General features: G+C 49.1%; 20 protein-coding genes and 2 tRNA genes. All 22 read left to right on the top strand.

Translation table 11 applies throughout. The features are described 5' to 3' along the window. Position 1 precedes the first annotated feature (1 nt). The 22 genes from P397_RS0100795 (at position 2) to lysS (ending at position 19,161) form a co-directional block, all read left to right on the top strand. Positions 2 to 1,540 (top strand): polysaccharide biosynthesis protein, encoded by a 1,539-nt coding sequence (locus P397_RS0100795; RefSeq protein WP_235183938.1) that lies wholly within the window; start codon positions 2 to 4, stop codon positions 1,538 to 1,540. After that, positions 1,537 to 2,967, top strand: coding sequence for a bifunctional methyltransferase/pyrophosphohydrolase YabN (yabN, locus tag P397_RS0100790; RefSeq protein WP_028105325.1), 1,431 nt, complete (start codon positions 1,537 to 1,539; stop codon positions 2,965 to 2,967). The genes P397_RS0100795 and yabN overlap by 4 nt, the downstream gene beginning before the upstream one ends. Next, positions 2,964 to 3,236 (top strand): RNA-binding S4 domain-containing protein, encoded by a 273-nt coding sequence (locus P397_RS0100785; RefSeq protein ID WP_028105324.1) that lies wholly within the window; start codon positions 2,964 to 2,966, stop codon positions 3,234 to 3,236. The genes yabN and P397_RS0100785 overlap by 4 nt, the downstream gene beginning before the upstream one ends. 65 nt (positions 3,237 to 3,301) lie before the next feature. Continuing rightward, positions 3,302 to 3,682 carry an FtsB family cell division protein gene (locus tag P397_RS0100780; RefSeq protein ID WP_026831545.1) on the top strand — a complete coding sequence of 127 codons (381 nt, stop codon included), beginning with the start codon at positions 3,302 to 3,304 and terminating at the stop codon, positions 3,680 to 3,682. 82 nt (positions 3,683 to 3,764) lie between these two features. Beyond that, positions 3,765 to 4,295 carry a S1 domain-containing RNA-binding protein gene (locus tag P397_RS0100775; RefSeq protein WP_012368962.1) on the top strand — a complete coding sequence of 177 codons (531 nt, stop codon included), beginning with the start codon at positions 3,765 to 3,767 and terminating at the stop codon, positions 4,293 to 4,295. Positions 4,296 to 4,448: 153 nt separating this feature from the next. Continuing rightward, a tRNA-Met gene (locus P397_RS0100770) sits at positions 4,449 to 4,525 on the top strand. 9 nt (positions 4,526 to 4,534) lie between these two features. Then, positions 4,535 to 4,606 (top strand) — tRNA-Glu (locus P397_RS0100765). A 78-nt stretch (positions 4,607 to 4,684) separates the two neighbouring features. Next, positions 4,685 to 5,929 carry a tRNA lysidine(34) synthetase TilS gene (tilS, locus tag P397_RS0100760; RefSeq protein ID WP_028105323.1) on the top strand — a complete coding sequence of 415 codons (1,245 nt, stop codon included), beginning with the start codon at positions 4,685 to 4,687 and terminating at the stop codon, positions 5,927 to 5,929. Positions 5,930 to 5,962: 33 nt separating this feature from the next. Beyond that, on the top strand, positions 5,963 to 6,508 hold the full coding sequence (gene hpt / locus P397_RS0100755) for a hypoxanthine phosphoribosyltransferase (protein WP_012368964.1): 546 nt from the start codon (positions 5,963 to 5,965) through the stop codon (positions 6,506 to 6,508). Between the two features lie 120 nt (positions 6,509 to 6,628). Continuing rightward, a complete protein-coding gene (ftsH, locus tag P397_RS0100750) occupies positions 6,629 to 8,635 on the top strand; it encodes an ATP-dependent zinc metalloprotease FtsH (protein WP_028105322.1) in 2,007 nt (668 codons plus the stop codon). Positions 8,636 to 8,844: 209 nt separating this feature from the next. Continuing rightward, the gene (locus P397_RS0100745) at positions 8,845 to 9,606 is read left to right on the top strand and encodes a type III pantothenate kinase (protein ID WP_026831542.1); all 762 of its coding nucleotides are present in this window, start codon (positions 8,845 to 8,847) and stop codon (positions 9,604 to 9,606) included. 10 nt (positions 9,607 to 9,616) lie between these two features. After that, positions 9,617 to 10,543, top strand: a complete 927-nt coding sequence (gene hslO / locus P397_RS0100740) for an Hsp33 family molecular chaperone HslO (RefSeq protein WP_028105321.1) — start codon at positions 9,617 to 9,619, stop codon at positions 10,541 to 10,543. A 12-nt stretch (positions 10,544 to 10,555) separates the two neighbouring features. After that, complete coding sequence (locus P397_RS0100735; RefSeq protein WP_035387542.1) at positions 10,556 to 10,867, top strand: SurA N-terminal domain-containing protein; 312 nt, start codon at positions 10,556 to 10,558, stop codon at positions 10,865 to 10,867. Between the two features lie 79 nt (positions 10,868 to 10,946). Then, a complete protein-coding gene (gene cysK / locus P397_RS0100730) occupies positions 10,947 to 11,894 on the top strand; it encodes a cysteine synthase A (protein WP_026831539.1) in 948 nt (315 codons plus the stop codon). Positions 11,895 to 12,042: 148 nt separating this feature from the next. After that, entirely contained in the window at positions 12,043 to 13,431 is a 1,389-nt protein-coding gene (locus P397_RS0100725; RefSeq protein WP_028105320.1) for an anthranilate synthase component I family protein, read from the top strand. Next, entirely contained in the window at positions 13,428 to 14,009 is a 582-nt protein-coding gene (locus P397_RS0100720) for an anthranilate synthase component II (RefSeq protein WP_028105319.1), read from the top strand. The genes P397_RS0100725 and P397_RS0100720 overlap by 4 nt, the downstream gene beginning before the upstream one ends. Then, positions 13,993 to 14,832: an aminotransferase class IV gene (locus P397_RS0100715; protein ID WP_028105318.1), complete on the top strand. Its 840-nt coding sequence runs from the start codon at positions 13,993 to 13,995 to the stop codon at positions 14,830 to 14,832. Before P397_RS0100720 ends, P397_RS0100715 begins: the two co-directional genes overlap by 17 nt. Continuing rightward, complete coding sequence (gene folP, locus P397_RS0100710; protein WP_026831535.1) at positions 14,829 to 15,620, top strand: dihydropteroate synthase; 792 nt, start codon at positions 14,829 to 14,831, stop codon at positions 15,618 to 15,620. Before P397_RS0100715 ends, folP begins: the two co-directional genes overlap by 4 nt. A 2-nt stretch (positions 15,621 to 15,622) precedes the next feature. Then, positions 15,623 to 15,994, top strand: a complete 372-nt coding sequence (folB, locus tag P397_RS0100705) for a dihydroneopterin aldolase (protein WP_028105317.1) — start codon at positions 15,623 to 15,625, stop codon at positions 15,992 to 15,994. Beyond that, a complete protein-coding gene (folK, locus tag P397_RS17005; protein WP_035387541.1) occupies positions 15,991 to 16,530 on the top strand; it encodes a 2-amino-4-hydroxy-6-hydroxymethyldihydropteridine diphosphokinase in 540 nt (179 codons plus the stop codon). Before folB ends, folK begins: the two co-directional genes overlap by 4 nt. Continuing rightward, positions 16,517 to 17,512, top strand: coding sequence for a tRNA dihydrouridine synthase DusB (gene dusB, locus P397_RS0100695; RefSeq protein ID WP_028105316.1), 996 nt, complete (start codon positions 16,517 to 16,519; stop codon positions 17,510 to 17,512). The genes folK and dusB overlap by 14 nt, the downstream gene beginning before the upstream one ends. Positions 17,513 to 17,679: 167 nt before the next feature. Continuing rightward, a complete protein-coding gene (lysS, locus tag P397_RS0100690; RefSeq protein ID WP_174544521.1) occupies positions 17,680 to 19,161 on the top strand; it encodes a lysine--tRNA ligase in 1,482 nt (493 codons plus the stop codon). Positions 19,162 to 19,554 lie beyond the last annotated feature (393 nt).

Raw genomic sequence — 19,554 nt, 5'->3', positions numbered from 1 at the left:
AATGACCATTGCTCAGGGCGCAGCACTCCTGGCGATTTCGAGTTACGTCTCCAAACTGTTGAGCTTTTTCTATCGCATCCCGTATCAAAATATGGCGGGAGACGTCGGTTTGTATGTCTATCAGACCGTCTATCCGTTATTTGCGATTGCAGCAGCACTTGGTATATATGCGTTGCCGGTCGTTGTCGCGAAGTTGACGTTACATCATCCGGAAGAGAAACGGGAAGTGTTATGGGCAATCTTTTTCGTCTTGTCCGGCATGTCGTTAATCCTCGGGACGCTCGGTTGGTGGATTGCTCCTGAAGTGGCCCGGTTATTTGGGGACGCACAACTGGTAGAACCGCTCCGGGCAGTTACGTTTACGTTTTACCTGTTGCCGGTCATCGCCGTCTTACGGGGGATGTTTCAGGCGGATCTTGAAATGCGGCCGACGGCGTTTTCACAAATCACGGAAAATGGCGTTCGTGTCTGCCTGCTGTTACTTGTGACCTACTACGGTGTCCAAGTCGGTGCGAATCCGTATCAGATTGGAGCATCGGCCCATATGACGGCACTCGGCGGCAGCGTTGCGTCGCTCATCTTATTGTTACGGTTCGCGAAAGGGCGGATTGGTCGCCCGGTCGTATCGAAACAGCATATCCGTCGTGTCGGACGGGTCCTGTTGACGAGCGGGATGGCGGTCAGCATTGCCTCGCTCGCATTGTTATTGATGCAGTTGATTGATGGCTTGACCTTTGTGAATCTGTTAGGTGATTCCATCGAAACAAAAATGGAAAAAGGGATATTCGACCGAGGTTATCCGTTGCTGCAGTTTGCGATTTTGTTTGCGACGTCAATCAGTCTCGCGAGTGTGCCGACATTACTGTTAGAATATCGGAAGCGCAATGACACCGCGACGAAACATCATTTGGAGACGTTGTTGCGTTCCGGTCTGCTGATTGCGGCCGCAGCGACGGTCGGTCTCGTCGGTGTGATGCGGCCGTTAAATATCGCACTCTATCAGGATGACAATGGGACGATGGCGCTCAGTTGGCTTGCGGCAACCGGATTCACGGCGTCCTTGTCGATGATCATCGTCTCCTGTCTCCAATCGGTGGATGCGGAAAAGTACGCCTTTGCAGGTGTCATCGTTGGTCTGGCGGTTAAATTTGGGCTGAACATCTGGTTGATTCCGGCATATGGCATGACCGGTGCCGGGATGGCGACGTTCGGTGGATTTGCTGTCATGGCGGCAGCACAATTGATCTTATTGAACCGGAAGTTTGGTCGTGTGACGGCTGGTCGGGCGTTTTACATCAAGTTGATGAAAGCGGTCCTCCCGATGGCGATTTTCTTATATGTGATCGAACAACTGTTTCAGTTGTCCGGTTGGGAGAGTCGGATCGGAGCGACGATTGAGGTTGGATTGTTGGTCCTAGGTGGAGCTATCGTCTTTTGTATCTTCGCGTTACGGATCGGTGTTTTGACCGAACGCGAGTGGGCGCTGTTGCCTTTTGGAGAGAAACTATATCGTATTCATCAACGTAGGGGGATTATATGACACATCAAATCACGGTCGTCGGCTTAGGCGTCGGCGAGCTGGAACAATTACCGTTTGGCATCTACAAGTTACTCAAGGAAACGACATTACCCGTTTATTTGCGGACAGCGGATCATCCTGTCGTTTCAGAACTGATGGCAGAGGGAATGGAATTTACATCGTTTGATTTTATTTATGAGAAACACGACCGCTTTGAGTCGGTCTACAGTGAAATCGTCGCCAGCCTGCTTGAACAGGCCCGGACGGAACCTGTCATTTACGCGGTCCCCGGTCATCCGCTGGTCGCGGAAAGCACGGTTCAGCAACTGTTGAACCAATCGGACAACATCAAGATCGTCGGAGGACAAAGTTTTCTGGATCCAATGTTTGCCGTAGTGGGCGTCGATCCAATCGAAGGTTTTCAATTGCTGGATGCGACGGCGTTCGACATCGATGAAGCCCAAATCCGGCAACATCTGTTGATCGGACAAGTCTACGATCAGTTGGTCGCGGGTGATCTGAAAGTCATGCTGATGGAACGTTATCCCGATGAACATGAGGTGACACTCGTCACGGCGGCCGGCACCAGCCGCGAACACGTCGTGACCGTCCCGTTGTATGAGTTGGATCATGTGACGACGCTCAGCAACTTGACGACGGTGTATGTACCGCCCGTCACGGATCAAACGATTTTAAATCGAGATTTCACGACGCTCAAACAAATCATCGCCAGATTGCGTGGTGAAGGCGGCTGTCCGTGGGATCAAGAACAGACACACGAGTCGCTGAAAAAACATTTAATTGAAGAATCGTACGAATTACTGGAAGCAATCGACCTTCAGGACGATAACTTAATGATTGAAGAATTAGGCGACGTTTTGCTGCAAGTCATGCTTCATGCCCAAATCGGTTTGGATGAAGGCTATTTTGATGTGCGGGATGTCATCGGCAGTGTCAGCGAGAAGATGATCCGCCGACACCCTCACGTCTTTGGAGACGTGAAAGTCGACTCGGCAACCGACGTCGTCAATAACTGGCAGGATATCAAAGCACAGGAAAAACCGGAACGGACCTCTCTCTTGGATGGTGTCACGAAGGGAGCTCCTGCCTTGATGCGGGCAGAACAGATTCAAAAGAAAGTCGCGAAGGTCGGCTTTGAATGGGAAACCGTCGCCGGGGCACTTGATAAAGTCCGGGAAGAGATTCAAGAACTGCAAGAGGCACCGGCGGAAGAGCAGTTAGGGGAATTTGGAGATATCTTGTTTTCGTTAGCGCTCGTCGGAAAATATATGGAGTTGTCGGCAGAAGACGCGTTACAGCAGACCAATGACAAATTCATTCGCCGCTTTACCCGAATGGAACAATTGGCAGACCGTCCGTTAACGGAGTTATCATTAGCGGAACAAGATGCCTTGTGGAATCAATCAAAGCAGGAGGAACAGTCATGAGACTTGATAAATTTTTAAAAGTATCCCGTCTGATCAAACGCCGGACACTCGCGAAAGAGGTCGCGGATCAAGGTCGGATTACGATTAACGGACTTGTCGCCAAAGCGAGCAGCAACGTGGCGGTCGGAGACGAGATGACAATCCGGTTCGGAAACAAGATCGTCACCGTCCAAATCGACGGCATTAAGGAACACGCCAAAAAAGAAGATGCGTCGGAGATGTATCAAATCATTCGTGAAGAAAAAGTGAATTCCGAAGAATCGATGTAATTTGGTTGAAAAAGGAAGTATACTAGAGAGTGTCAGAGATGACCACTCGGATAAGGAGGGATGATATGCCAGCACCGTTGGAATCAGGGCGCGATACGCCGCCCAAGATCAAACCGCTTAATGACCGGAAAAAACAGTTGAGTCAAAATGCAATCGAAAACCGTTTACGTCTGAAGAGGCGCTTCTTAGTCTGTATGTCGATCTTTCTTATTGTCCTGTCCCTGATGGGGTGGTCATATATCGAAAAGAAACAACTGATCGCTGAACAGAAGCAGTCGTTTCAGGTTGCGCATCAAGAACAGGCAAAGGCGGAAAAAGAGTCCGCTCGTCTGAAAGAAGAAATTGAACGGTTGAATGATAAGAAGTATGTTGCGAACTTAGCGAGAAGTGAACTGCTGTACTCGAAAAAAGGCGAAACGATTTTCTATTTTTCACCGGAAGATTAAACGAAGCTTGCCGATTGATTGAAAAAATGTAGAATCACTCGTATAATAAGAAAGAATCAACTAAAAAGGAGCAATACAATTTATGTCGATTGAAGTAGGCAGCAAAGTACAAGGGAAAGTTACAGGCATCACCAATTTCGGCGCGTTCGTAGAATTACCGACGGGTAAGACAGGTCTTGTTCACATCAGTGAAGTAGCAGATTCTTACGTCAAAGATATCAATGATGTCTTGACAGTCGGACAAGAAATCACGGTTAAAGTGTTGAGTGTAGAGAACGACGGAAAAATCGGTCTTTCAATTAAGAAAGCCGTCGATCGCCCAGAAGGTGAACGTCCACGTCCTCCAGCTCGTCAATTTGATCGCGGACCACGTCCTGCAGGTCAAGACCGCGGACCACGTTCGTTTGATAACAAAGGACCACGTGGTGGAAGCGGCGGCGGTGGAAACCGTGGTGGCTTTAACAAAGGTGGCCGTGGCGCACCGGCTCCACGCAAAGAGCAAACGTTCGATACGTTGATGACTAGTTTCCTTAAAGACAGTGAAGATCGTCTTGCGACATTGAAACGTCAAACGGATTCAAAACGTGGCGGACGCGGTGCTAAACGTCAATAACTTGCTGACCTGTTCTTTATAAGAATAGAGGTGGAATGACGCTGTTCATTCCATCTTTTATTTTTTTGAAATTATTTTTAGAAAAAGCGTTGACATTCATTTGACTCCCAAGTATTATAGAAAATGTGCTTAAGACACACGCATTCAAAATATGGCGGTGTAGCTCAGCTGGCTAGAGCGTACGGTTCATACCCGTGAGGTCGTGGGTTCGACTCCCTCCGCCGCTACCATATTTTTTTGGCCCGTTGGTCAAGCGGTTAAGACACCGCCCTTTCACGGCGGTAACACGGGTTCGATTCCCGTACGGGTCATTCTGTAAAAAAGCTATCTCTATTTCATATAGAGATAGCTTTTTTCGTTTAGATTAATGCGAAAGGGAGGATGAAGACGTGGCAGTAGAAGTAAAACTTCCAAGCGTACCCTTGCTTGTTGCCGTATCCGGCGGCTGTGACTCGATGGTGTTAGCCCATCTGTTGTATGAAGCAGGTCACGATATCATCATCGTTCATGTGCACCATGGACTTCGTGCCGAATCCGATGCAGAAGCACAATCGATTCAAGCCTGGTCGCAGGCACGCCAACTCGATTTTCGGATGACGCGTCTTGAATGGACAGACGAGACGGCGACTCAAGAGAAATGCCGCAGCAGACGGTATGCTTTTTTTCAAGAGGTGATGCGGGAGACTGGACGCGATCAGCTGGTCCTCGCCCATCACCGGGACGATCAACTGGAGACGTTATTGATTCAATTGCTCCGCGGGGAAGCGCATATCGACGGGATTCCAGTAGTCCGACCGTTTGCACACGGGCAGATCCACCGTCCGTTATTGACGTATACGAAGCAGCAGCTGTATGACTATGCGGCGGAACATCAAGTCGCGTGGCACGAAGATGCGACGAATGCGGAAACGAAGTACCTTCGCAATCAGATTCGGCATCAAGTGATGCCGGCACTCGCTGCCTTACGCCCCGGTTATGAAGCCGCGACCGTTCGCGCTGCGATGCTGCGACATGAACAAAAACAAGAACATCTTGCCTATGTCGCGGCGCTCGTCAAAGACTGGACGACGGAACAGGGACTTCCGCTGAAGAACGTTCTTCAACTCCCTTCCGACTTCAGACGCCTGGTCCTGCGTGTGCTCGTGCCGGACGCAGAACTCACACCGAACGATTACAATCGATTTTTGACACTGCTACGAGTAGATATGCCGTCCGGTGAAGTGTATTATGGAAACTGGAGGATACAGCGTACATATGGCTACTTGACATGTGTTCCCTGTCCTGTGAGACACTCTGTACCTGAACCGTTTGAAGTGGGGGAGCGTTTGGGTACCTATTATTATGGTGAACAAATGGTTACGTTTTCCCGTGCGACCACCGGCATTCCGTTTTCGGCCATCCGATTCCCGTTGACGGTTCGACCACCGTTACCCGGGGATCGGATTCAACTGGCGGTCGGCACTAAAAAAGTCAGCCGAATTTTGATGGATGCTAAAGTTCCACGGACACTTCGAACACAAATCCCGGTCGTCGTGGATGCAACAGGGCAAGTTCTGGCAGTCATCGGACATCGAATTGCAATATTCGGGTCATTTGAACTCCTCGCAGAATCAGGTTTAATGATAGAATGGTAATGTAGTGTTTAAAATGGAGGAGGAATACCTAGCATGACCTTAATGAATGATATGGAAAAAGTACTGATTTCGGAAGAAGAGATCCAACATAAAGTCGGTGAACTCGCGGGTGAACTGACAGCGGATTATGGAGATCGTTTCCCACTGCTTGTCTGTGTATTAAAAGGCGCAATGCCGTTCATGTCTGATCTCGTCAAAAAGATGGACATGCATCTTGAAATGGACTTCATGGATGTGTCGACTTACCACGGTGGGACGACATCGACAGGGGAAGTCAAGATCGAGAAGGATTTAAACACATCAGTAGAAGGACGTGACATCCTGATTGTCGAAGATATCATCGACAGCGGATTAACATTAGGGTATCTCGTGGACCTCTTCAAATACCGGAAAGCAAAGTCGGTTAAAATCGTGACGTTGCTGGATAAGCCGAGTGGTCGTAAAAACGATTTACACGCCGACTACAGCGGTTTCGTCATTCCACATGAGTTCGTTGTCGGTTACGGTCTTGACTATGAAGAAAAGTATCGGAACCTTCCTTATGTTGGAGTATTGAAGCCAGCAGTCTACGGCGGCTAATTATTTTTAATCTTGACTGTCACATGATAAGATGAAACCAATTACAAAGCGCGCTTTGCCGCGTTAGGATTCGTATCGATTGAGTAAGTTTAATCAGTTGGTGCGGAGAGGAGGCCTACGATGAACCGAGCAGTGAAGAATACCCTCGTGTTTGGGGTCATTTTTCTAGCTTTGATCTTGTTTCTGCAATACTTGCAGAGTCCAGTGAACAAAAGCAAAGAAATCAATTACACACAGTTTGTCGAGTCTGTTGAAAAAGGTGATGTGAAGACGGCGACGTTCCAGTATGAGGGACAGACGTATAACGTCACGGGTGAATTACGTGAAAAGGATACGACATATGAAACCGTCGTACCGGCTGTTGATACAGAACTGACGGATTTGTATACGCAATTGCGTAGCCAAAACGTCAAGATGGACTTCAAAGCAGCAGAAACAAATGGCGGTTGGATCGCGTTACTGACGACGATCGTGCCATTCATCATCATCTTCATCCTGTTCTTCTTCTTGATTAATCAAGCACAAGGTGGCGGCGGCGGTGGCCGTGTCATGAACTTCGGAAAATCGAAGGCGCGCCTGTATGATACAGAAAAGAAAAAGATTACGTTTGACGATGTCGCGGGAGCGGATGAGGAGAAACAAGAACTCGTTGAGGTTGTTGAATTCTTGAAAGATCCACGCAAGTTTGCCCGTCTCGGTGCCCGTATTCCTAAAGGTGTCCTCCTTGTAGGTCCTCCAGGTACAGGTAAAACATTGCTTGCCCGTGCAGCAGCTGGTGAAGCCGGCGTACCGTTCTTCTCGATTTCAGGTTCTGACTTCGTTGAGATGTTTGTCGGTGTCGGTGCATCACGTGTACGTGACTTGTTTGAAAATGCGAAGAAAAACGCCCCATGTATCATCTTCATCGATGAGATCGATGCGGTTGGTCGTCAACGTGGAGCTGGTCTTGGCGGCGGACATGATGAGCGCGAACAAACATTGAACCAACTTCTCGTCGAGATGGATGGATTCAGTGAAAACGAAGGTATCATCATGATCGCAGCAACAAACCGTGCGGATATCTTGGACCCGGCTTTACTCCGTCCAGGTCGTTTTGACCGTCAAATCACGGTTGAGCGTCCAGATGTCGTCGGACGTGAAGCGGTCTTGAAAGTACACGCACGCAATAAACCACTTGATACAACGGTTGATTTAAAAGCCATCGCACAACGCACACCAGGTTTCTCTGGTGCGGATCTTGAAAACCTGTTGAACGAAGCAGCACTTATTGCCGCGCGTACCGACCGTGACAAGATCTCAATCGTCGATCTCGAAGAAGCGATCGACCGTGTCATCGCTGGACCAGCGAAGAAGAGTCGGATCATTTCACCAAAAGAGAAAAAGATTGTCGCATGGCATGAAGCTGGTCATACGATCATCGGTGTCACACTCGATGATGCAGATGAAGTGCATAAAGTAACGATCGTTCCTCGCGGGAATGCGGGTGGCTACGTCATCATGCTTCCGAAAGAAGATCGCTACTTCATGACGAAACCAGAACTTGAAGATAAGATCACTGGATTACTTGGTGGTCGTGTCGCGGAAGATATCGTCTTTGGTGAAGTTTCGACTGGAGCGAGTAATGATTTCCAACGTGCCACAGGTTTAGCACGGAAGATGGTCATGGAGTTCGGGATGAGTGAAAAACTCGGACCACTTCAGTTTGGTTCCGGTCAAGGCGGAAATGTCTTCTTAGGACGTGACTTCCAAAACGAACAGAACTACTCTGATGCGATTGCCCATGAAATCGATAAAGAAATTCAAGCGATCATCAACAAGTGTTACCAAAAAGCGAAAACGATCTTAACGGAAAAACGCGATCAGCTTGATTTGATTGCGACGACGTTACTTGACGTGGAAACACTTGATCAGAAACAAATTCACCATCTCTTAGAGACAGGCGAATATAAAAAGCATCAACCTGAAGTGATTACGGAACCAAAAGCGGACGAGAAAACGCCGGAATCGACGACACCTGTCATCGATCAACCGACAGAATCTCCGACACAACGCGGCTCTGTCATCGACGAAGGGGAAAATGTCGATACGGAAAAACCAGATCAACCACGCCGGGATGATCAAATCTAATCACTCATGAAACACCGTTCGGATGAATCGGTGGACGGAGTGAAAGATCAATGGATTTCGTTTGACGAAGAGGTCAGTATTCCGAATGGGATGCTGACCTCTTTTTTTGTAGGCAGGTTGCAAGGCGCACTTCGGTAGGTGAAGCCCCGGCTGCATGGTATAATCACAACGTATGCAACAGTTATCGTCAGAGAAAAGTGGGGAAGCAGATGATTTTAGTAATTGATGTGGGAAATACGAATATCGTACTTGGCGTCTATGATGAACAGACACTTGTCCAGCATTGGCGCATTGCAACGGATCGTACACGGACAACGGACGAGTACGGCATGTTGGTCAAAGCCCTGTTTCGGGATGCAGACTTAAACGTGGAAGACATTGAGGGAATCGTGTTATCATCTGTCGTACCCCCTGTCGTGTTTCCACTCGAGAACATGTGCGTCCGTTATTTCAACCGACGTCCATTCGTGATCGGACCGGGAATCAAGACGGGACTCGATTTAAAAGTCGATAATCCAAGAGAAGTCGGGGCAGACCGGATCGTCAATGCCGTCGCTGCGACGGCAAAATATGATGGTCCTTTAATCATCGTTGATTTTGGAACAGCAACGACATATTGTTATATCGATTCACAAAAACGCTACTACGGTGGAATCATTTCACCGGGTGTCATGGTGTCGACAGAAGCCTTGTATAACAAAGCGGCGAAATTACCACGAATCGAGATTGCCAAACCGCAGTCGACGATTGGTCGAAATACGGTACATGCGATGCAGTCCGGTACGTATTTCGGATACGTCGCGCAAGTCGATGGGCTGGTCCATCGGATGAAAGAAGAAATGGGAGAAGCGACTGTCATTGCGACAGGTGGACTCGCCCGATTAATCAGTGAGGAATCCGCGACGATTAAAATCGTTGATCCATTTTTGACGCTGGACGGGTTGCGGATTATCTACGAACGAAATAAGTGAGGGAAAAATAATGAAACGTGAAGAATTATTAGCACAATTAAAAGATGATTATTTAGTCAGAGCCTTAGGGTTTAACGGCGAAGTCCGCGCGTTTGCGATTCGTTCGACAAAAACCGTTTATGAAGCACAACTCCGCCATCAGACGACACCTGTCGTCACGGCAGCACTCGGTCGGACGTTAACGATTGGTGCAATGATGGGAACGATGCAAAAAGGGGATACCCGTGTGACGCTGAAAGTCGAAGGGGATGGTCCAATCGGAAAAATCATCGTCGATGCGGATGCGAAAGGACAGGTCCGGGGATATGTCAGTCACCCGCGTGTCGAAATGGACACATACGTCAACAGTGACGGTCTGACAAAACTGAAAGTCGGCGATGCAGTCGGGCGCGGAAACATTTCCGTCATCAAGGATTTAGGTCTGCGTGACTTCGTCGGTGGACAATCGCCGATTCAAACAGGTGAAATCAGTGAAGACTTTACGTATTACTTCGCGGTTTCCGAGCAAAGTCCATCTGTCGTCGGAGCAGGCGTCCTCGTCTATCCGGAAGATGAGTCGGTCATCGCAGCAGGCGGATTGATCGTTCAACTGATGCCGGGTGCGTCGGAAGAAACGATTGCGGCACTGGAACAACGAGTTGCGGCATTAAAACCCATCTCGATTCTGGTCGGTGAAGAAAAAACACCGGAAGAGATGTTAAGTCTTGTCTTAGGAGAATCGTTCGAACTGCTCGATACGATTCCGGTGTCATTTAACTGTACGTGCGAACGTGAAAAGTTAGCGACGGCGATCGTCGCCCTCGGACCGGATGAGATTCAAGCGATGATTGATGAAGATGGTGGAGCGGAAGCGGTCTGTCATTTCTGTTCGGAACATTACCAATATGATGTCGAAGAATTACAAGCACTTCGCGAAAAATCACTCGAAAGAGCATAAGAGGGTCTGAAAATGGGAACTGTAAACTCTAAGTACTTGTGGATGTTGATTTTCATTTTATTACTGACAAACTTTTTGACGGGTGCTTACGCGTTCATGGGAGAATTACCGAAAGTAGATTCTCCGAAGGTCGTTCAAGATAGCATCGGTGGACCACTCGAAGATGTCGTCGCCAAAGTCGGAGATCAGGAAATCACGCGGGCGGATGTGTATCAAGTCATGCGAAACGAGCATGAACAAGAAACGATTGACCGTCTGATTGCAGAAGCAGTCGAAAAACAGTCGGAAAATGGATCAAAGCCGACTGTAGAACGCTTTGATTGACAATTTTCATCCAGTCCGTGGATAATTGATCTATCGGATTACTTGGAATTAAAGTTTTTCATTATGAGGAGGAATGGTCATGCGCATTGCGAATTCAGTATTGGATTTAGTCGGCCGCACGCCGATCGTTAAATTGAATCATTTGACAGGACCGGAAGATGCGGACGTGTACTTGAAATTGGAATATATGAATCCGGGTTCAAGCGTCAAAGACCGAATCGCCTTAGCGATGATCGAATCGGCTGAGTCAGCGGGACATCTCAAAGCAGGAGATACCATCATCGAACCGACGAGTGGAAACACGGGCATCGGACTCGCAATGGTGGCTGCTGCAAAAGGCTACCGTTCGATTCTCGTCATGCCGGAAACGATGAGCATGGAACGTCGAACTCTTCTTCGTGCGTACGGTGCGGAGTTGATTTTAACACCCGGTCCAGAAGGAATGAAGGGTGCGATTGCTCGGGCGACGGCAGAAGCGGACGAACACGGTTATTTCATGCCGCAACAGTTCAACAATGAAGCGAACCCGGTCGTTCATGAAAAAACGACGGGACCGGAAATCGTCGAAGCGTTTGAAGGATTATCCCTCGATGCCTTCATCGCGGGAATCGGAACGGGCGGTACAATCACCGGCGCTGGAAAAGTCTTGCGTGAGGCGTTCCCTGGAATCGAAATCATCGCGGTTGAACCAACGGATTCACCTGTTCTGTCGGGTGGAAAACCCGGTCCACACAAGTTGCAAGGCATCGGTGCCGGATTCGTTCCATCGATTCTCGACACACAGATTTATGATGGTGTCGAGCAAGTGACGACGGAAGAAGCGTTTGATCATGCACGTCGCGCGGCCAAGTCGAACGGAGTCCTCGGCGGAATCTCTTCCGGTGCAGCGATTGCAGCTGCTTTGAAGACGGCGAAGCGTTTAGGAAAAGGCAAAAACGTTCTGGCGATCATTCCGTCAAACGGAGAACGCTACCTCAGTACACCGTTGTATCAGGTGGAAGAAGAAGCGGACAGCTCAAAACTATAATCTTAGCAGACTCAGAGGTTCATTCCGCTTGTTCGGAATGGACCTCTTTTTCCTTGTCGGAAAGAATGGGACTTGCGTTTGAGTCGTCCGTCTGACTGATTTTTTGCGTATAATGAAAACAGAATAGCTCGGAAGTGGAGGAACAAGCGTGCGACAGACAGTATACGAAGCATTTACATGGACGAAGGAACAATTTTATAACCGGTACGTCGAATTGACGGCAAACCGGACCGGGCACGTCTGGCTCGAAAGCGGCCGGATCGGCGCTTATACGATGGCGGGGGTCCGACCGGTGGGACACATTCGGACAAAGAATGGTCTCACGACGGTGACGGTGTCCGGGGAACGAAAAGAGACGACGGATGCTCCATTCACAATTTTAGAGGACATCCGTTCACGTTACGCCTCGGCTCGACCGGCGGGAATGCCGCCGTTTTTTGGAGGGCTGGCAGGATACGTCAGTTATGATGCTGTCCGTTATTTAGAACGCCTGCCGCAGCAGGCGGCGGACGATCTGGAGACGGCTGATCTGTCACTCTATTGGTACGATGAGGTGGCCGTCTTTGATCATGAAAAAAATCAATTATTTGTTGCCGTGACCCGTGAGACAGAAGCGGAAGCTCGTCTGGCCTTAGTCGAAGAAGTCGCCTCGTGGCGGCAAATGAGTCCGGCACCGGTCTTTCAGGTTCCGGACGTCAAGCAGCCTCAGCGGGACCGTTCCTTTAAACGGCATGATTTCATTCACGCCGCCGATCGAATCAAACGGTATATCGAAGCGGGCGATGTCTTTCAAGTGAATCTCGCTGTCCGCCAGCAAGAGCCGCTCCAGACGACACCAGCGCACATTTATGACGTGTTGCGAACTGTCAACCCGTCTCCTTACATGGGCTATTTTGCAGATCAGGAACTGGTTCTCGTGTCGGCGTCACCTGAGTTGCTCGTCGAAAAAATCGATTCAGCCCTCGCGACCCGTCCGATTGCAGGAACCCGTCCGCGCGGCAAAAATGAAGAAGAGGATTTTGCTTTAGCGAAAACGTTGCTCGATAACGAAAAAGAACGGGCGGAACACGTGATGCTCGTTGATCTCGAACGAAATGATTTAGGACGGGTCAGCCGCTACGGTTCGGTTCATGTTGATGAGTTGATGGTGATCGAAAAATATTCACACGTTCAACATATCGTCTCAAACGTCCGGGGTGAGATTGCGGAAGGGGAGACCGGAAGCAGTGTCCTTGCCGCCATGTTCCCGGGAGGTACGATTACCGGCGCACCTAAAATCCGGACGATGGAAATCATTGAAGAGCTTGAACCGGTCCGCCGGGGGATTTATACCGGCTCACTCGGTTTTATCAGCTGGGCGGATGATGCGATTTTCAACATCTTGATTCGGACGCTTGTCGCAAAAGACGGGATGGCGTATATTCAGGCGGGAGCCGGAATCGTGACGGATTCCGATTCGGAAAGCGAATATGAAGAATCACTCAGTAAGGCGAAGGCGCTTTGGGTCGCCAAAGAATTAGCGGAGGGAACGACATGATTGTACTGATCGATAATTATGATTCATTTACGTATAACTTAGTACAGTACTTTGGAGAGCTTGGACAAGAGGTCCGTGTTTTCCGAAACGATGCGATTACGATTGAGGAAATTGAAGCACTGGCACCGGATCATTTGGTCATTTCTCCGGGACCGTGTACTCCGAACGAAGCCGGAATCAGTTTGGAAGCCATCCGTTACTTTGCCGGTCGTCTGCCGATCCTTGGTGTCTGTCTTGGGCATCAGGCAATCGGTCAAGTGTTTGGTGGAAAGGTCGTCCGGGCAAAGACATTGATGCACGGAAAAGTGTCCTTTCTGACCCATGACGGTTCCGGTATGTTTGCCGGAATTGAACAGGAGACGCCGGTGACGCGTTATCATTCACTTGTCGTCGAACGGGAAAGTTTCCCGGACGCCTTGACGATGACGGCAGAAGCAGACGGGGAAATCATGGCTCTTCGTCATAAGGAGTTGCCGATCGTCGGCGTCCAGTTCCACCCGGAAGCGATTTTGACCCGTGACGGGAAACAGATGTTAAAAAACTTTTTGGAGTTGACACACTATGTATCTTTGGCATGATGGACAGATAAAACAAGAAAACGACGTACGCATCTCGCCGCTCGATCATGGATATCTATACGGGATGGGGGTCTTCGAGACATTCCGGACGTATGCGGGTCATCCGTTTCTCTTTGATGATCACATCGAGCGTCTGCAGATGAGTTGTGCGGCAATCGGCATCAAATTGCCTTACGGACGTGATGATTTATTGGCGGCGGTTGAAGAATTGTGTCGTGTGCACGGAACGGGAGATCTCTACTTTCGTTTAAACGTCTCCGCCGGTGCCCGTGAAATCGGTCTTTCGATTGAACCGTATGAGCAGCCGACCGTTCTGTTGTATGCGAAATCGATCGGTTCCAGACAGATGGCGGAACGGGCGCTTGAAACGGTTCGTTTGCCCCGGAGTACACCGGAAACGAGTTATCGGTTGAAATCACATCACTATATGAACAATCTGGTTGCCAAACGTCAGTTGTTTAATCAGGAGGCAGAAGGTCTCTTTTTGACAAAAGACGGTTTTATCTGTGAAGGCATCACGTCCAATATCTTTTGGCGTTATGGAGAACGATGGTACACGCCGCCACTTGAGACAGGCGCCCTCAATGGTATCACCCGTCAATTCCTGATGGAAGAGTTGCCTGTCGAGGAACGGCTGGCGTTATTGCCGCAATTGACGGAAGCGGATGAAATCCTTTATACGAACTCGGTTCAAGAAGCGGTCGCAGTCTCTTCCTTGGATGGGCGGACGTTCCCGGGTCTTAAAGGACACGGATATCAAGCAGTCCGGAGATTGTTTGATGACGCTGTCCAGTCGAAGTGGTCGAGGAGGGAAAAAGGATGACGAAAATCATGGGGATTCTTAACGTGACACCGGATTCTTTTTCCGATGGCGGGAACTATGTGGACATCGAGCAGGCAGTCCGGCATGCGAAACAACTCGTCGCGGACGGAGCGGACGCGATTGACGTCGGCGGTGAATCGACGAGACCCGGCGCTTCATTTGTCTCGGCTGAAGACGAAATCGACCGTGTTGTCCCGGTCATTCGGCGCTTGAAACGTGAACTGGATATATTGGTGTCGATCGATACGTATAAACCGGAAGTCGCTGAAGCTGCTGTTCGTGCCGGAGCAGATATCATCAACGACGTCTGGGGATCGAAATGGGGGGACGGCTCGATGGTCGAGGTGGCAGCCCGGCATGACGTCCCGATTATTTTAATGCACAACCGCTCAGAACCTCATGGACCGGATATGCTGGCTGAAGTACGGGCCGATTTGGAAGACTCGATTCGATTGGCGAAACAGGCCGGAGTGTCAGAAAACCACATTTGGTTGGATCCCGGCATTGGGTTTATGAAGACACATCAAGAAAACCTGTTTTTAATGCGTCATCTGTCGATTACGACGGACTTTGGTTATCCGGTCCTGCTCGGGACATCACGGAAGTCGATGATTGGTCTGACGCTTGGCTTGCCGGCTGATCAGCGTGTCGAAGGGACGATTGCGACAGTCTGCTACGGCATTCAACAGGGATGTGAGTGGATGCGGGTGCATGATGTGCAGGCGGTCAAACGGGCAGCTGTCATGATGGATACGATGTTGGCTGCGGAATTACCGGGAGGAGAATGAAGATGGATCGGATACAGGTGACCGGTATGCGTTTTTACGGATACCATGGTGTGTTTGCAGAAGAAACGAAGTTGGGTCAACGCTTTAACGTCGACCTGACGATTGGTCTTGATTTATCAAGTGCCGGTAAGACGGATGATTTACGCGAAAGTGTCAATTATGCGGAGTTATACGAAGTCACGAAGCAGGTCGTCGAAGGGAAGCCGCTGCAACTTGTCGAAGCGCTTGCAGACCGCATTGCAGAACAGGTACTGTTGCTCGATCCCCGGATTCTTGAGACGACGATCAAGGTCATCAAACCGGATCCGCCGATTGCAGGACATTATGAACATGTTGCCGTTGAAATCCACCGGAAGCGGGGCGATTATGCATGAATCGTGCCTACGTCGCACTGGGATCGAACATCGGCGATAAAGCAGCTCACCTGCAAGCGGCCATCCGGTTGATCCGTGCTTTGCCAACGACGAAAGCGGTGCGTGCTTCGTCGATTTATGAGACGGCACCCGTCGGTTACGTGGATCAAGATCTTTTTTACAATATGGTCGTCGAACTGGATACGACCTTATCCGCCGAGCACCTATTGACGGAGCTACAACAGATTGAACACCAGGAAGGGCGGAAGCGGTTATTTAAAAATGGACCGCGGACACTCGATCTCGACATCATTTTGTATAATGACGAGACGATTCAGTCAGAAGGATTGACGGTACCGCATCCACGGATGAACAATCGGGCATTCGTCTTGGCGCCGTTGCGTGAACTAAATGCTGCCTATTTTGTGCCGGGGTGGGAACGAACCGTCGACGAGTTGTATGTCGACTTGCCGGAAGCGGAACGGGCGGATGTAAAACGAATCGAACTTAAGTCGCATTCAGAGCAGAGAAGGGAAGAGCGTGATGACAGGTTTTAAAATTGGTGATGTTGAACTGAATAACCGTGTCATTTTAGCACCGATGGCGGGTGTCTGTAATCCTGCGTTTCGTTTGATTGCAAAAGAATTCGGGACAGGTCTCGTCTGTGCGGAAATGGTCAGTGATAAGGGGATTCTGTACGAAAATGAACGGACGATGCAGATGTTGTACGTTGATGACCGGGAAAAACCACTCAGTCTGCAGATTTACGGCGGTTCGAAGGAAACGTTGGTCCAGGCAGCACAGTATGTCGATGCCAATACGAATGCCGATATCATTGACATCAATATGGGCTGTCCCGTTCCGAAAGTGACGAAGTGTGATGCCGGAGCGAAATGGTTGCTTGATCCGGATAAAGTGTACGAGATGGTCCATGCTGTATCGCAAGCAGTCGAGAAACCCGTGACGGTCAAGATGCGGACCGGTTGGGACAGTCACCATATTTATTGTGTCGACAATGTCCGGGCGGCAGAAGCCGGTGGAGCGAAGGCTGTCGCCATCCACGGACGGACTCGTTCCCAAAAGTATGAAGGGGTTGCCGACTGGAACATCATCGGCGAAGCGAAGCGGGCAGTCAACATTCCGATTATCGGTAACGGCGATGTCCAGACGCCGCAAGACGCCCAACGGATGATCGATGAGATCGGAGTAGACGGTGTCATGATCGGTCGGGCTGCACTCGGGAATCCGTGGATGCTGTATCAGACGATCCAGTATCTTGAATCCGGAACGTTACCGGCTGAGCCGACACCACGTGAGAAGATTGATATTTGCCTGTTGCATGCCGCGCGTCTCGTCGCACTAAAAGGGGAAAAACTTGCCGTGCGGGAAATGCGCACCCATGTTGCGTGGTACCTCAAAGGATTAAGCGGAAACGGACAAGTCCGCAAAGCGTTATTTGATATCGATACTCATGCGGGTCTGCAAGAGTTGTTGCGTCAGTATGTCGAAACATTGGAAACGACCGCAGTACACGCGTGACACGTAAAGTATGGTCGGGATTGCCCGTTTTATGGTACGCTAATGCCATTGAAGATGAGCGAATCGGTTTTTCTAAGAGCTGTCGGTCATGCCAGCAGCTTTTTCATCGAAGCGGATGAAAACCATCGTGAACCATTATAAAAGGAGTGAAGACAGTGAGTCAGGACATGGAAATGAATGATCAAATGCAGGTGCGTCTTGGTAAGATGAACGCCATGCGTGAACAAGGACTTGATCCGTTTGGTGCACGTTTCGAACGTTCAACGGATACAGCGAGTATTCGTGCTGCTTACGGCGAACATGAAAAAGAAGAATTGGCAGAACTGAAGCCGGACGTTTCCATCGCGGGTCGTGTCATGACGACACGCCGTAAAGGGAAAGTCGGTTTTACGAACGTCCAGGATGTAAACGGTCAGATCCAATTGTATGTGCGTAAGGACGACGTTGGGGAAGAAGCATATGAAATTTATAAAACGTGTGACTTAGGGGACATCGTCGGAATCAGCGGTTACGTCTTCAAAACGAATGTTGGCGAACTCTCGGTTCATGTCACATCGTTTACGTTGCTGACTAAAGCATTACGTCCGCTTCCGGATAAATACCACGGATTAAAAGATGTCGAACAACGGTACCGTCAACGTTACCTGGATTTGATTACGAACAACGAATCACGTGAGACGTTTATTGCACGCAGTAAAGTCATTCGCGGTATTCGTCAGTACCTCGACAGCCTCGGATACCTGGAAGTCGAAACACCAATGTTGCATACGATCGCGGGTGGTGCTTCGGCGCGTCCGTTCATTACACATCACAATGCACTCGATATGACACTTTACATGCGAATTGCCATCGAATTGCACCTCAAACGGTTAATTGTCGGTGGACTTGAAAAGGTGTATGAAATCGGTCGCGTTTTCCGAAATGAAGGAATCTCGACACGTCATAACCCTGAATTTACGATGATCGAACTGTATGAAGCTTACGCGGATTACAACGACATCATGAATTTGACGGAAAACCTGATTGCTCATGTGGCGCAGGAAGTACTCGGTACGACACAAGTCACGTACGGCGAAGATGTCATCGACTTGTCTGTCGGCTGGAAACGTGCGCATATGGCGGATCTTGTCAAAGAAGCGACAGGTGTTGATTTCTTTGAAGAGATTTCGAAAGAGCGTGCCCATGAACTCGCACACGAACATGGTGTCGAAGTCCAAGCGCATATGACGACGGGACATATCCTCAATGAATTCTTTGAACAGAAAATTGAAGAGTCACTCGTTCAGCCGACATTCGTTTACGGACATCCGGTTGAGATTTCACCACTTGCGAAGAAAAATCCGGAAGATCCACGTTTTACGGATCGATTTGAATTGTTCATCGTCCGCCGTGAGCATGCGAATGCCTTTACGGAGTTAAATGATCCAATCGATCAACGGGAACGTTTCGAAGCCCAGCTGGTTGAAAAAGAAGCAGGGAATGATGAGGCCCATGAAATGGACAATGACTTCATTGAAGCACTCGAGTACGGCATGCCGCCAACTGGAGGACTCGGAATCGGAATTGACCGCCTCGTCATGTTATTGACGAATTCTCCGTCGATTCGCGATGTACTGTTGTTCCCAACGATGCGTCATCAACAAAACTAACTTGGAACGGTCATTCCCTCGTCTTTCTTCATATAGAAGGAAGCGGGGGGATTTTTACTTTGATTCATCTAATAAAAACCTTTAATTAATCAGGTGTTTATTAGAATAATCCTTACGAAAACCGGGAATAAGATTATTTTAAATGTTTTTCTAATAAAACACTTGTATAAACAAAAACTCCATGGTATATTACTTCTTGTGCCGCAAATGGTTGTGACACACCGAAAAAAATATCAAAAAAGTTATTGACAATCGTGTCAGTGACTTGGTAAGATATTAAAGTCGCTGAAAACGACACGACGAACTTTGAAAACTGAACGATGAGGCAAAAAACGTATCTTCGGATACAAACAATGAATGAAGCGCAAGCTTCGTCAACGTGACTTCGGTCAC

The sequence above is a fragment of the Exiguobacterium undae DSM 14481 genome, assembly GCF_000620805.1.
GTDB classification, from domain to species: Bacteria; Bacillota; Bacilli; order Exiguobacteriales; family Exiguobacteriaceae; genus Exiguobacterium_A; species Exiguobacterium_A undae.
This window is presented reverse-complemented; position numbering and strand designations above follow the sequence as displayed.